Raw genomic sequence first — 14951 nt, 5'->3', positions numbered from 1 at the left:
GCTAGTTGGCCACTTCACTAATAAACTTTAAACGATATAATCGTAGTTCATCGTCTTCATAGTCTCCGTCAAACTCCTCCATGGCATCGTCTATATTATCGGTTTCGGCCTCCAAAAAGTAATCGTGTATTTCCTCTTGCTGATCCTCATCCAAAATTTCATCGATCCAGTAACCTAAGTTCAATTTGGTACCGCTAAAAACAATCTGTTCCATTTCCTTGATAAGGTCCGGAATCTCAAGACCCTTGGCCGAGGCAATATCGCTCAAGGGTAATTTGCGGTCCACGTTTTGAATAATATAGAGCTTCAGGCCAGAATTGGCTCCTGTACTTTTTACGACCAAATCATCCGGGCGAACAACATCATTTTCCGCTACATAAGCGGCTACCATTTCTACAAAAGGTTTCCCATATTTTTTGGCTTTGCCTTCCCCTACCCCATGGATATTCAATAATTCTTCTATGGAAATGGGGTATTTCAAAGCCATATCCTGCAAGGAGGGATCCTGGAAGACCACGAAAGGTGGAACACCCAACTTACCTGCCTGGGACTTTCTCAGGGCCTTTAACTGTTTTAGAAGTTTTTCATCGGCAATACCGCCTTTAGTCGCTGCACTTACAATGGCATCATCGGTGGCCTTATTATATACATGGTCCTTGGTCATCATAAAGGATGTAGGGTCCTTTAGGAAACCCTCTCCCTTTGGTGTCACGTGTAAAATACCATATTGCTCTATTTCCTTTCTTAAAAGTCCAGCAACCAAGACCTGACGTATCAATGCCATCCAATGATTTTTATCCTTGTCCGAACCAATACCGAAGACCGGTTTCTCATCCGTTTTGTGAGAGGATATAAGCGCATTTACCTTGCCCCTTAATGTGTTTACGATTTCTTTGGACTTGAATTTTTCATTGGTCCCCTGGACCGCCTTTAAAAGTTTTAGTACATCTTCCTTGGCCTCCTGCTTCTCCTTAGGGTTTCTAGTGTTGTCATCCATATCGGCTCCCTCACCGCTTATCTCATCGAATTCTTCCCCGAAATAATGCAACATAAACTTTCTTCGGGACATGGAAGTCTCCGCATATGCGACCACTTCTTGTAAAAGGGCATTTCCTATCTCTTGTTCGGCTACAGGCTTCCCGGACATGAACTTTTCGAGTTTTTCAATATCCTTGTATGAATAAAAGGCGAGGCAATGGCCCTCACCACCATCCCTTCCTGCCCGACCTGTTTCCTGATAATAACTCTCAATACTCTTGGGAATATCGTGGTGAATAACAAAACGTACATCCGGCTTGTCTATTCCCATTCCAAAGGCAATGGTCGCGACAACAACATCCACATCTTCCATTAGGAACATATCCTGGTACTTGGAACGTGTTTTTGCGTCAAATCCTGCGTGATAGGGAACGGCACTGATGCCATTCACCTGTAATACTTGTGCCAGCTCTTCCACGCGCTTTCTGCTCAAGCAATAAATGATTCCGGATTTCCCCATATTTTGTTTTACAAAACGGATAATGTCCGCATCCACGTTTTCGGTCTTTGGTCGTACCTCATAAAAAAGATTGGGTCTATTAAAGGAGGCCTTAAAGACTTTGGCATCCATAATTCCCAAATTCTTTATGATATCTTCCTGTACCTTTGGGGTTGCCGTAGCGGTAAGTCCAATTATGGGAATGTCATCTCCCAAACGATTTACTATGGTCTTCAAGTTCCGATACTCCGGTCTAAAATCGTGCCCCCATTCGGAGATGCAATGTGCCTCATCAACGGCAACAAAGGAAATCTTTACGGATTGCAAAAAGTCTACATATTCATCTTTGGTCAGGGACTCCGGTGCCACATACAGTAGTTTTGTCACCCCTTCGGTAATATCCAATTTCACCTGTTTTACCTCGTTTTTGGTCAGGGAGGAATTGAGTACATGGGCCACACCGTTATTGGAAGAAACACCTCGGAGAGCGTCTACTTGGTTTTTCATCAAGGCAATGAGCGGCGACACTACTATGGCCGTTCCTTCTTGCATCAGAGCAGGGAGCTGGTAGCATAATGATTTGCCGCCACCTGTGGGCATGATTACAAAAGTGTTATTTCCTTGGATTATATTTTTGATGACCTCTTCCTGAAGTCCTTTGAATTGTGAAAAACCGAAGTATTTTTTTAAAGAGGCATGAAGGTCCAGTCCATTCGAAACCATACCGTTTTTTTGCATTTTATAAATGTTGAATTAGCGCGTAGTCAAAATTTCAATTACTTAAGATACGTATTTTTAAAATTTAAAACGCTTTTTGTTCTATTTAACTTTATTAAAATATAAAGTATTCCATAAAATTAAGTTTACGTAATTTTGTAAACTTAAATATAGCATTCTTTTAGGAATACCATCTACAATTTATACACTAAGGTTGAGCAAAAACGAAGCCATACTGGACTTGGCAAAAAAAACTTTTGAAACGGAAAGTAAGTCCATTGGACATCTGGCCTCTTTATTGAACAATGATTTCCCAGGTGCGGTTGAATGTATTATAAAATCCAAAGGAAGGGTAATCGTTTCCGGCATTGGTAAGAGCGCCATAATCGCCTCTAAAATATCGGCCACCTTGAATTCCACGGGAACCCCGGCCATTTTTATGCATGCCGGAGATGCCATCCATGGCGATTTGGGCACCATACAGGAAAACGATGTGGTCATCTGTATTTCAAAAAGTGGTAGCACTCCAGAAATTAAAATGCTGGTCCCTCTCATAAAACGGGGCAAAAATAAATTAATCGGGATGACCGGTAATTTGGATTCGTTTTTGGCCAAACAGTCAGATTTTGTCCTCAATACCTTTGTGACCAAAGAAGCCTGCCCGAATAATCTGGCTCCTACAACAAGTACCACGGCCCAATTGGTCATGGGAGATGCCCTGGCGATATGCCTACTAGAACTCAAGGGTTTTAGCAGTAAGGATTTTGCCAAGTACCATCCCGGAGGGTCCCTAGGGAAGCGCCTTTATTTACGGGTAGCCGATATTGCCCAAAACAATCAACGTCCTCAAGTTGAAATGGATACCGATGTAAAAAAGGTCATTGTGGAGATTTCCGAAAAAATGCTCGGTGTAAGTGCTGTCATAAAGGACGATGAGATTGTTGGTATTGTTACGGACGGGGATGTCAGGAGAATGTTGAATAAATATGATAACATCAATGGACTCAAGGCAAAGGATATCATGACATTAAATCCAAAGACCATTGAAACCGATGTACTGGCCATTAAAGCATTGGAATTAATGCAGGACAAAGGCATATCCCAAGTATTGGCCGTAGAGGGGAATAAATATGTAGGGGTAGTACATTTGCACAATTTAATCAACGAAGGAATACTCTAATGGCAAAAAAAGTAGACAAAAACCCTAATGAAATGTCCTTTTTGGATCATTTGGAAGAATTGCGCTGGCATTTAATACGTTCTACCCTAGCTATAGTAATCATTGGATGTGTGGCCTTTGTGATGAGTGGTTTTGTCTTTGATGTCATCATATTTGGCCCTTCACAAATGGATTTCCCGACCTATCGATTTTTCTGTAAGGCTGCAACTTTTTTGGGTATAGAATCTGATTTCTGCGCGGATAAATTACCATTTACTATACAAAGCCGTACCATGGGCGGGCAATTCTCGGCGGATATATGGACCGCTATTTGGGTAGGGTTTATTGTAGGGTTCCCCTATGTACTTTACGAAATGTGGCGGTTTATAAGCCCTGGGCTTCACCCCAATGAAAGAAAACATTCCAAGGGCTTTATTTTTGTTGCCTCCACCTTATTTTTTACGGGAGTCTTGTTCGGATATTATGTGGTAGCACCCCTTTCCATAAACTTTTTGGGTACCTACCAGGTAAGCGAACTGGTCCTTAACGAGTTTGATCTTAGCTCATACATTGGTGCGGTGAGAACATCGGTTATTGCCTGTGGTGTTCTTTTTGAACTGCCCATCATTATCTATTTTTTGACCAAAGTAGGCCTGGTAACCCCGGAAATTCTCAAAAAGTACCGAAAAATTGCTCTGGTAATCGTATTGATCCTATCTGCGGTAATTACACCTCCAGATGTGACCAGCCAGATTATCGTTGCATTTCCCGTATTGATTCTTTATCAGGTCAGCATTTATATTTCCAAAGTAGTTTTAAGACGGGAAGCGAAAAAGGAAATGAAAAGCAAAGATGCCGGGTTAAAAAAGACCTAAATACCAAAGCATTTCAAAAGTTTCTTGTTTCTTTTGTTTTGGTTTATTCTATATATGCAATGTAAGATCATCAAAAACTTGAAACCAAAGACTGGAAACCTGAAATAGAGGAGATGAAGCTAAGAGCCGAAAACATCATGAAAGCCTACCGGGGCCGAAAAGTGGTCAAAGGGATTTCCTTGGAAGTAAACCAAGGTGAAATAGTTGGGTTGTTGGGGCCCAATGGTGCAGGAAAAACCACTTCGTTTTATATGATTGTTGGTTTGATCAAACCCAATGGAGGTCAGATTTTTCTAAATGATATGGAGATTACCAAATTTCCAATGTACAAAAGGGCACAAAACGGTATTGGTTATTTGGCCCAAGAGGCTTCGGTTTTTCGGAAATTAAGTATTGAAAAGAATATTCTCAGCGTATTGCAGCTCACCAAATTGAGTAAAAAGGAGCAGCTTATGAAGATGGAATCCCTTATAGAGGAATTCGGTCTTAGCCATATCCGTAAGAACCGCGGGGACCTACTTTCCGGAGGGGAGCGCAGACGTACCGAAATTGCCAGGGCACTTGCCACGGATCCCAAATTTATTCTATTGGACGAACCCTTTGCCGGTGTGGATCCCGTTGCCGTGGAGGACATACAGCGCATTGTGGCCCAGTTGAAAAATAAGAATATTGGCATACTTATTACGGATCATAACGTACAGGAAACCTTGGCCATCACGGAACGGTCCTATCTCATGTTTGAAGGGGGTATCCTAAAATCCGGTATTCCGGAAGACTTGGCAGCAGATGAAATGGTTCGAAAAGTCTACCTAGGCCAGAATTTTGAACTTCGAAAGAAAAAACTGGATTTTTAAAAGGCTATTAAGAATCTGTTTTCAGATTCTTGATATAGTGTACCAAGGTATCCTCTTCCTTAAAACCCAATCCCAAATGAAATTTACGTGCATGCTTATTGGAAGCCCATGTGTCCGAACCCATTTGTGTACATCCCTTTTCCAGAACCCACTGCTCTCCTAAATCAACTAACTTTCGTGCAACCCCGTGCTTCCGATAATCGGGTTTAATGAAAATCGCCTCAATATAACCTACCGGTGAGGAATTGGAGCCCTCTACATAGTCATGCCGGATAGAGACATTGATAAAACCGATTATCCCCTCCTCACCTTTGGCAAAAAAAGTCTCCTGATTGTCGGATTCTATAACCTGAAGCAAATCTCTCTCCAAATGATCCGTTGCGTATCCAGGAAAAAGCTCCAAGGACATTTTGCGCCATTCGCCAAAATGCGCCTTATTGAACTTTATATATTCTATGGTATTCAATTTCTATTTGTTTTCGGCATTCAAGTTTTGGATCAAAGAGCCCAACACGTAAAAAACAACAATAAGAGGTATGCCCAGAAATCGCATCGTAATTAATAGTACAAGGCTTATAATAATGAAAATGTAGCGTAGGGCATTATCCTTAAAACTCCAATTTTCAAATTTAAGGGCAAAAAGCTCAATCCTAGAATTTAATAAATACCCACTCAAAAGGGTTAAACCTATCAAAAACCATTGATCAAGAATAATTGTATTGAGCATATCATTATTCTGGTACAACAGAATCAATGGAAGTGAGATAATCAATAAGGCATTTGCCGGTGTAGGCAACCCTATAAATGATTTTGCTTGATTTTCATCAATGTTAAACTTGGCCAAACGATAAGCAGAGGCCAAGGTAATCACAAATCCAAAAAAGGGTAGAAAAGAAACATCTGCATTATCGGTCACGGAAACCTTAGCCGTCATATTCCAACCACCCAGTTCGGACATATTCAACAATTGAAACATGACGATACCTGGCACCAAACCACTCGTAATCATGTCCGCCAAAGAATCCAGCTGAACGCCCAATTCACTTTTCACATGCAATAATCTAGCGACCAATCCATCCAAAAAGTCAAAGAAAATACCTAAGCAAACAAAAAGTGCCGCCATTTCCAATACATTGGCTACGGCAAATACAGTAGCTATGCAACCGCAAAAAACGTTCAACAAGGTTATTAAATTAGGTATATGCCGTTTCATCAGTGTCGGTTTCCGTAAAAATAAGACAATTTTTAAGCAATCGGATTAGTCCATATTTTATTCGGATATTTGCCTCGCCACCATCACTTAGCAGACCATGCGGTTAAAAGGATTTTTGTTGGGATTTTTTTTTAGTTTGTCCTTTTGGGGCATTTCCCAAGAGGTACAGCTTTCACAACTTTCCAGAATAAGCGTACTTACCTGTGGTTCCGGAAGTGACCTTTATACCACTTTTGGCCATAGTGCCTTTAGGGTAAACGACCCATCCATTGGAATAGATGTAGTGTATAACTACGGAACTTTTGATTTTAATCCTCCAGAATTCTATTTTGAGTTTGCACAGGGCAAATTGTTGTATTCGTTAAGTAGACAGAAAATGGATCGTTTTCTAAGTGTCTACAAGTACGAAAACCGATGGGTAAGGGAACAGGTCTTAGATCTCACCCTGCAGCAGCGCCAAAAGCTGTTCTGGTTTTTGGAAGTAAACAACCGGCCAGAAAACAGAACGTATAAATATGATTTTTTCTATGACAATTGCGCTTCAAAGATTTGGGACGTACTTAAGGAAGTATATGGTGAACAATTGCAATTAAAGGAAGGGTATTTAAAAAACCTGTATACATTTCGGGAGTTGATTCATCAGCATTTGGAGACCAATACTTGGTCGGCTTTTGGAATTGATCTTGCCCTGGGGTCCGTTATTGATAAAAAGGCTTCGCCCAAAGAGCATATGTTTTTGCCTATTTATGTAATGCAACAATTAGAGGGTGCTCAATTGGGGGAAAAGCCCATCGCCTATACTACTAAAACGCTCTTACAGACGCTCCCCACCAAAAAGAACGGCAATTTTTTCTTGACACCTTTATTTTGGCTTTTAATTGTATTGGCCCTAGTTTGGATAATAACCTTTATCGATTTTAAGAAGGACAAAAGAAGCCGTTGGCTAGATTTTACACTTTTTTTTATCACCGGATTGGCCGGGTGCCTTATTTTCTATCTTTGGTTTTTAACGGATCATACCGCCACAATCGGTAACCTTAATATACTATGGGCCTTCCCTTTAAACTTGATCCTATCTTTTATACTGATTCGAAAAAAGGTGCCTCCAAAGTGGCTATCCGCATATCTAAAAATACTTATGGGGTTTTTGGTTTTGGTGATTGTTTTTGGGCTTTTTAAAGTTCAGGTATTCTCACCTTTGCTTTTACCTATTCTATTGGCTTTGGGAACCCGCTATTTCTATGTATTGTTGCAACTTCGGAATTCCAGGACATTTTAAGCGATGAATCTGACAACGGTAGAAAATATTGCCAAGGCTTATGGGGAACTCGTGCTTTTCCAAAATATATCCTTTGGTATCAACAAGGACCAAAAAATAGCCTTGATTGCCAAAAATGGCACTGGGAAGACTTCGATTCTGAATATCCTTTCCAAGCAGGAAGTTCCTGATTCCGGGCAGGTAAACTACCGAAAAAGTATCCGTATCTCCTATTTGGAACAGGAACCGGACTTAAATCCACAGCTTACTGTTGAGCAGACCATCCTTGCATCCGACAACGAAGTGCTCAAGATAATTTCGGATTATGAAAGGGCGTTGACAAATTCAGATGATCAAGATGCCTATCAACAAGCTTTTGAGGCCATGGAACGCTATGATGCCTGGGATTTTGAAACCCAATACAAACAGATTCTTTTTAAACTTAGGCTGGAAAATTTGGATGCCAAGGTAGGACTCCTGTCCGGAGGACAGAAAAAGCGTTTGGCATTGGCCAATGCACTGATCAACAAACCAGACCTTCTCATTTTGGATGAGCCTACCAACCATTTGGATTTGGAGATGATAGAATGGCTGGAAAACTATTTTGCAAAGGAAAATATGACCCTATTCATGGTTACCCACGATCGCTATTTTCTGGAACGGGTCTGTAACGAAATTTTGGGACTGGAAAATGGTAAGCTATATGCCTATAAGGGCAATTATTCCTATTATTTGGAAAAGAAGGAAGCCCGTTTGGAACAGGAATCGGTAGAGCAACATAAATCCCAACGTCTGTACAAAAAAGAATTGGATTGGATGCGTAGGCAACCCAAGGCACGTACCACAAAATCCAAATCCCGTATTGATGATTTCCATATCATCAAGGAAAAAACCCATCAGCGTAGAAAGGAACATGAAATACAGCTGGAAATAAATATGGAACGGATGGGCAGCAAAATCCTGGAGCTCCATAAGGTTTCCAAATCCTATCCGGAAAAACCCATTCTGGATAAGTTCGATTATACTTTTACCAAGGGCGAACGTGTCGGAATTATTGGAAAAAATGGTACTGGAAAATCTACATTTTTGAACATCATTACAGGAACCGATACACCTGACAGTGGAAAAATAGTGGTAGGGGATACCATTAAATTTGGCTATTACACGCAAACTGGAATTACTAGTAAAGAAGGCCAAAAGGTTATTGATGTTATCCGAGAGTTCGGGGACTACATTCCCTTAAAAAAAGGTCGGCAAATTTCAGCGCAGCAACTATTGGAGCGCTTTCTTTTTGATCGTAAAAAACAGTACGATTTTGTCGAAAAACTGAGTGGCGGAGAGCGAAAACGATTGTATCTATGTACGGTGCTCATTCAAAATCCCAATTTTTTGATTTTGGATGAACCTACCAACGATCTGGATATTGTAACGTTAAATGTATTGGAGAACTTCTTGCTCGATTTTCCCGGTTGTCTTGTTGTGGTCTCCCACGATCGCTATTTTATGGATAAAATCGTGGACCATCTTTTTGTTTTCAAGGGCAATACGGTTATCGAGGACTTTCCCGGTAATTATTCCGACTATAGAACCTATGAGAACAGCAAAATCACTGAAGCTACCCAGGAAAAGGTAGACCCTTCCGAATCGAAGCCTAAAAACACATGGAAAGACGAAGATAGCAAAGCTAAGATTTCCTACCTGGAACAAAAGGAATACAAAAAGTTGGAAAAAGAAATCCAAAAATTGGAGCATAGGAAAATTGAATTGGAACAAAAATTTATGGATCCCTCACTTGGCGGAGAGAAAATTGACGTACTATCCATCGAGTTACAGAAAGTAACAGATGCCATTGACGAAAAAACCGAACGGTGGTTTGAATTATCCGCAATGCTTGAATAGCCCATTGTGGTATGGGTAGAATTTGAATTTACCAAAGAATATGTCGGTGACTTTTTGAAAACTGGCTAAACCTTGGTATACAAATGTCCATTTGAATAATAGTAATGTTGTCAGGTCTCTTCAAATACCTAAAATTCTTAATAAACTCCAGCAATCAACATGGAGTGCATTCCCCTTTTGTCTATAATTTCATTACACGATCCATATATACCAAAACCAGGTACAAAGGCAATAAGGTCCTTGATGTGTTGCTAAAAAGTGTCGACTATTTTGAGGCCAAAGTAATCCTACTTCCTAAAAAGGACATTGTTCTAAAAAATTTGATCCAGCAGAATTCTCCCAAAATGGCGTTCCAGGGTAAACCATATGACATTATCTATTTGGAGTATCCGAATGAAGTCTCCTGCAATGAATATAGCTTATCTAAAAACAGGATACATAATGACAGCATGCTACTGATCAATTCCATCCACAAAAACAAAAAAATGGAGACATACTGGGAAAACATCAAAAAATGGAAACATGTTACCGTTACCCTGGATTTCTTTTACTGTGGTGTCGTATTTTTTAGGAAAGAACAAGCCGAGGAACATTTTAAAATTCGGATATGATCGCGTAATTTTAAATACTAAGGAAAACATTATGGATTATTCAATTTACACCGTACTGGGAATACTTTTTGTGGTATATCTCTTCATTACGATTTACAATAAGAAGCAGTCCAGACGCCGAAGGGACAAAAAATTTATGGATGGATATGGCCGTCATAGGAAAAAGGAAGACGATAAAAAAGAGTAAGCAACTAGAATTTCACGGCAAACGATATTCGGAAAACACATTAAAGGCTGGATCATGGGCTTTAACTTGAATTTACAAAATGAAGATATATACCAAGACGGGTGATGATGGCACCACGGCGCTGTATGGAGGGACAAGGGTTGCAAAGCACCATATACGAATTGACAGCTATGGCACGGTGGACGAGCTTAATTCTTGGCTGGGACTGGTCCGTGACCAAAAAATCGATGCCCCTACCAAACAACTATTGGCCAAGATCCAGGATAAACTGTTTACGGTCGGTGCTATTTTGGCTACGGACCCTAAGAAGGCCCTATTAAAGAATGGGCAGGAAAGACTGAATATCCCGAAAATAGGAAGTGCCGATATCGCAATACTGGAAAAGGAAATGGATAAGATGGAGGAAACACTTCCACCAATGACACATTTTATACTACCAGGAGGCCATACAACCGTATCATACTGCCATATTGCCAGAACCATCTGTAGGCGGGCAGAGCGTTTGGCCGTTCAATTATATGAAAAAGAACCGTTTGATGATCATGTTTTGTCATATTTAAACAGACTTTCCGACTATCTCTTTGTATTGGCACGAAAGTTGTCGAAAGATTTGCATGCGGAGGAGGTTAAATGGATTCCCGAAAAGGGAAATTAAAAGACAACAGATGGACTCAAAAGTTGAATATTCATCGGTTAAATTTGTCTTTCTCTAATAATTTCATTATTTCTTCGTTATCAAACTATTAAAACAAAAATAAATTGGCAAAACGGCTTAAATACTTGTGAAATAACTTGGCAATGTCGTTTTAAAATCTATTTTTGCAAAAAATTTAAAATCAAACTATTACCATGTATTGGACATTAGAATTAGCATCTTATTTAAGTGATGCGCCATGGCCAGCAACCAAGGATGAATTAATAGATTACTCCATCCGTACCGGTGCTCCTTTGGAGGTTGTGGAAAACCTTCAATCTATGGAAGAAGAAGGTGGGGAAATATATGAATCCATTGAAGAGATATGGCCGGATTATCCTACCGAAGAAGATTACCTCTGGAACGAGGACGAATATTGATAACATTAACGCAATTGCAACAAAAAAGTCTCTAACGAGGCTTTTTTTTTATGTAATTTTGGCAGGAAATCCCCATATTTTGGGTGATTTCAAAAACTGGAATACCTTTTGTTCACTTAGCAGGTATCCCTAAGGAAACACACATTTAATAAAGACCATGGTCATTTGTACTTATTGATTTTACCATGATTTTTGATAGAAATACGATAACAATATGAGTTTGTTAAATTCAGTTCTAAAGGCTTTTGTAGGTGATAAATCCAAAAAGGATGTTAAGGAACTGCAGCCTTTGGTCGCTAAAATAAAGTCTTTCGAATCACAATTGGAAGCGTTGAGCCATGACGAGTTGCGGAATAAAACAGTGGAGTTCAAACAAAAGATTCAGGAAGATTGTAAGGAAGCTAGTGATAAAATAGCGCAATTGGAGGAGGAGGTACAGGCCTCCGACGACATTGATAAAAATGAGGAAATCTATGCGGAAATAGATAAACTCCAGGAAGAGGTCTATAAACTATCCGAAAATACACTAAATGATATCCTCCCTGAGGCCTTTGCCGTGGTAAAGGAAACTGCCAAGCGATTTGTTAAAAATGAGACACTTAGCGTAAAAGCCACAGAATTTGATCGTGAAATTTCAGGAAAAAAAGACTACGTAACCCTGGATGGTGATGATGCCGTATGGAAAAATTCCTGGGACGCCGCCGGCAAGGAGGTTACTTGGGATATGATACACTATGATGTACAGCTCATAGGAGGTATAGCCTTGCATCAAGGGAAAATTGCGGAAATGCAGACCGGGGAAGGAAAAACTTTGGTCGCCACGCTACCCTTATATCTTAATGCCCTATCCGGTAAAGGAGCCCATTTGGTAACGGTAAACGATTATCTGGCCAAACGGGACAGTGCTTGGATGGCCCCTATTTTTGAGTTCCATGGACTTTCCGTGGATTGCATAGACCATCATCGTCCCAACTCAGATGGGAGAAGAGCTGCCTATAATGCGGATATTACCTATGGGACCAATAATGAATTTGGTTTTGACTACCTACGGGACAATATGGCCCATACCCCTAAGGATCTAGTGCAACGTCCCCACCATTACGCCATTGTGGACGAAGTGGATTCCGTATTGATCGATGATGCCCGTACTCCTTTGATCATCTCAGGACCTGTACCTGAAGGCGACCGACACGAATTCAACGAATTGAAACCCAAAATTTCGGAAATCGTCCAAAAACAACGCCAACACCTGACAGGAGTTCTGGCCGAGGCCAAAAAGTTGATTGCCGAGGGTGACACCAAAGAGGGTGGTTTTCTACTATTGCGTGTGCATCGGGGCCTGCCCAAGAATAAGGCATTGATTAAATTTCTGAGCGAGGAGGGCATAAAACAGTTGTTGCAGAAAACGGAAAATTTCTACATGCAGGACAACAATAGGGAAATGCCCAAGGTAGATGAAGACCTGCTCTTTGTTATAGAAGAAAAGAACAATCAAATAGAACTCACGGACAAAGGCATAGATTACCTTTCCGGCGAACAGAATCGGGACTTTTTCGTAATGCCTGATATCGGTAGTGAAATTGCCAAAATCGAAAACCAAAATTTGGAAATCGAAAAAGAAGCCGAGCTCAAGGAAGACCTGTTCAAGGATTTTACCGTAAAAAGTGAGCGCATCCACACCTTGACCCAGTTGTTAAAAGCTTATACACTTTTTGAAAAGGACGTGGAATATGTGGTCATTGACAACAAGGTGCTTATTGTGGATGAGCAGACCGGTAGAATTATGGATGGGCGCCGCTACTCGGACGGGTTGCATCAAGCTATTGAGGCGAAGGAAAATGTAAAGATAGAGGCCCTTACCCAAACCTTTGCCACGGTTACTCTACAAAACTATTTTAGGATGTATCGTAAATTGGCCGGAATGACAGGAACCGCTGTTACAGAGGCCGGCGAGTTCTGGGAAATCTATAAATTGGATGTTGTGGAAATTCCCACCAACCGACCCATAGCACGTGACGATAGGAACGACCTCATTTACAAGACCAAAAGGGAAAAGTACAATGCCATTATCGATGAGGTTACCAAGCTCTCCCAAGAGGGCAGACCGGTCTTGATCGGCACCACTTCGGTAGAGATTTCGGAATTGCTCTCCCGAATGTTGACCATTAGAAAGGTAGAACACAATGTACTGAATGCCAAATTGCATAAAAAAGAAGCCGACGTCGTTGCCGAGGCCGGTAAACCCGGGGTGGTAACCATTGCCACCAACATGGCGGGCCGGGGAACGGATATTAAGCTTACGGATGCCGTTAAACAGGCAGGTGGATTGGCAATTGTAGGTACGGAACGTCATGATTCTAGACGGGTCGACAGACAGCTAAGGGGCCGTTCCGGACGTCAAGGAGATCCGGGAAGTTCTCAATTCTATGTCTCTTTAGAAGATAACTTAATGCGTCTCTTTGGTTCGGAGCGTGTAGCCAAAATGATGGATAGGATGGGACTGGAAGAAGGCGAGGTCATTCAGCATTCCATGATGACCAAGTCCATAGAAAGGGCTCAGAAAAAAGTAGAGGAAAACAATTTTGGGGTTCGGAAACGCCTATTGGAATATGATGATGTTATGAACGCCCAACGGGAAGTGGTTTATAAAAGAAGACGACATGCCCTGCAAGGAGAGCGCCTTAAGGTAGATATTGCCAACATGGTCTACGATACTTGCGAGGTCATAGCCGATACTAACAAGGCAGCCAACGACTACAAAAATTTTGAGTTTGAACTCATTAAATATTTTTCCATCACATCCCCTATATCCGAGGAGGATTTTACGAGGATGGGTGTTCAGGAAATAGCGAATAAAGTATATTCGGAAGCTTATGGGTACTATCAAAATAAAATGGAGCGGAATGCGGCAGCCGCTTTCCCGGTAATCAAAAAGGTGTATGAGGACAATGCCAATAAATTTGAGCGCATCGTTGTGCCATTTACCGATGGAGTAAAGAGCTTAAACGTGGTGACCAACCTCAAGGATGCCTATGAAAGCGATGGCAAACAATTGGTGACCGATTTTGAAAAGAACATTACACTGGCCATAATAGACGATTCTTGGAAAACCCATCTCCGTAAAATGGATGAGTTGAAGCAGTCCGTACAACTGGCGGTCCACGAGCAGAAAGATCCTTTGCTGATTTACAAATTTGAAGCCTTTGAGCTTTTCAAAAGCATAATAGAAAAGGTAAACGGTGAGGTGGTGTCATTCTTGTTCAAAGGGGAGTTGCCTACGGCCAATCCTAATGAGATACAGGAAGCCCGAAACGTTCGTAGGCCCAAGGAAAATCTTCAGACCAGTAAAGAAGAAATTCCCAATAGCGATGAGTTGGCGGCCCGTAACAGAGCGGCAGGCCAGACACAAGGACAACGACCACAGGTTACGGAAACCATTGTCCGCGAACGACCTAAAATTGGAAGAAACGAAAGGGTTACCATTAAAAATATCATGTCCGGAGAAAGTAAAACCGTTAAGTACAAGCAGGCCGAACCTTTAATCGACAAAGGGGAATGGGTGTTGACCGAAGACTAAAAAGTTTTGCCTTTATTTGACATACGGCGGCCAATTGGCCGCCGTTTTTT

At 41.1% G+C, this 14951-nt stretch carries 13 protein-coding genes; 10 read left to right on the top strand and 3 right to left on the bottom strand.

What is annotated here, in order from left to right:
* Position 1 precedes the first annotated feature (1 nt).
* Positions 2–2215: a DNA helicase RecQ gene (recQ, locus tag ACP2AF_RS12075; RefSeq protein ID WP_425236409.1), complete on the bottom strand. Its 2214-nt coding sequence runs from the start codon at positions 2213–2215 to the stop codon at positions 2–4.
* Positions 2216–2408: 193 nt separating this feature from the next.
* Here recQ and ACP2AF_RS12070 point away from each other — a divergent pair, with 193 nt between their 5' ends.
* From ACP2AF_RS12070 to lptB, 3 genes are all read left to right on the top strand, one after another.
* Positions 2409–3374 (top strand): KpsF/GutQ family sugar-phosphate isomerase, encoded by a 966-nt coding sequence (locus ACP2AF_RS12070; protein WP_425236408.1) that lies wholly within the window; start codon positions 2409–2411, stop codon positions 3372–3374.
* Entirely contained in the window at positions 3374–4228 is an 855-nt protein-coding gene (gene tatC / locus ACP2AF_RS12065) for a twin-arginine translocase subunit TatC (RefSeq protein WP_425236407.1), read from the top strand. Before ACP2AF_RS12070 ends, tatC begins: the two co-directional genes overlap by 1 nt.
* Before the next feature lie 113 nt (positions 4229–4341).
* Positions 4342–5082, top strand: a complete 741-nt coding sequence (lptB, locus tag ACP2AF_RS12060) for an LPS export ABC transporter ATP-binding protein (RefSeq protein ID WP_425236406.1) — start codon at positions 4342–4344, stop codon at positions 5080–5082.
* A 7-nt stretch (positions 5083–5089) separates the two neighbouring features.
* Here the strand turns inward: lptB and aac(6') are convergent, their stop codons facing one another.
* Both aac(6') and ACP2AF_RS12050 read right to left on the bottom strand, forming a co-directional pair.
* Positions 5090–5548, bottom strand: coding sequence for an aminoglycoside 6'-N-acetyltransferase (gene aac(6'), locus ACP2AF_RS12055; RefSeq protein WP_425236405.1), 459 nt, complete (start codon positions 5546–5548; stop codon positions 5090–5092).
* A 3-nt stretch (positions 5549–5551) separates the two neighbouring features.
* The gene (locus tag ACP2AF_RS12050; RefSeq protein WP_425236404.1) at positions 5552–6295 is read right to left on the bottom strand and encodes a CDP-alcohol phosphatidyltransferase family protein; all 744 of its coding nucleotides are present in this window, start codon (positions 6293–6295) and stop codon (positions 5552–5554) included.
* A gap of 118 nt (positions 6296–6413) precedes the next feature.
* On the opposite strand from ACP2AF_RS12050, the gene ACP2AF_RS12045 reads away from it, so the two are divergent.
* From ACP2AF_RS12045 to secA, 7 genes are all read left to right on the top strand, one after another.
* Positions 6414–7574, top strand: a complete 1161-nt coding sequence (locus ACP2AF_RS12045) for a DUF4105 domain-containing protein (RefSeq protein WP_425236403.1) — start codon at positions 6414–6416, stop codon at positions 7572–7574.
* Positions 7575–7577: 3 nt separating this feature from the next.
* On the top strand, positions 7578–9452 hold the full coding sequence (locus ACP2AF_RS12040; RefSeq protein ID WP_425236402.1) for an ABC-F family ATP-binding cassette domain-containing protein: 1875 nt from the start codon (positions 7578–7580) through the stop codon (positions 9450–9452).
* A 164-nt stretch (positions 9453–9616) separates the two neighbouring features.
* Positions 9617–10063: a hypothetical protein gene (locus ACP2AF_RS12035; RefSeq protein ID WP_425236401.1), complete on the top strand. Its 447-nt coding sequence runs from the start codon at positions 9617–9619 to the stop codon at positions 10061–10063.
* Positions 10064–10094: 31 nt separating this feature from the next.
* The gene (locus ACP2AF_RS12030) at positions 10095–10250 is read left to right on the top strand and encodes a hypothetical protein (RefSeq protein ID WP_170158850.1); all 156 of its coding nucleotides are present in this window, start codon (positions 10095–10097) and stop codon (positions 10248–10250) included.
* Positions 10251–10329: 79 nt separating this feature from the next.
* Positions 10330–10905, top strand: coding sequence for a cob(I)yrinic acid a,c-diamide adenosyltransferase (locus tag ACP2AF_RS12025; RefSeq protein ID WP_425236400.1), 576 nt, complete (start codon positions 10330–10332; stop codon positions 10903–10905).
* Between the two features lie 194 nt (positions 10906–11099).
* Positions 11100–11324: a DUF2795 domain-containing protein gene (locus ACP2AF_RS12020; protein WP_013994285.1), complete on the top strand. Its 225-nt coding sequence runs from the start codon at positions 11100–11102 to the stop codon at positions 11322–11324.
* 214 nt (positions 11325–11538) lie between these two features.
* Positions 11539–14901 (top strand): preprotein translocase subunit SecA, encoded by a 3363-nt coding sequence (gene secA / locus ACP2AF_RS12015; RefSeq protein ID WP_425236399.1) that lies wholly within the window; start codon positions 11539–11541, stop codon positions 14899–14901.
* Positions 14902–14951 lie beyond the last annotated feature (50 nt).

Source organism: Ulvibacterium sp. (assembly GCF_965248315.1).
Classification (GTDB): Bacteria; Bacteroidota; Bacteroidia; order Flavobacteriales; family Flavobacteriaceae; genus Ulvibacterium.
This window is presented reverse-complemented; position numbering and strand designations above follow the sequence as displayed.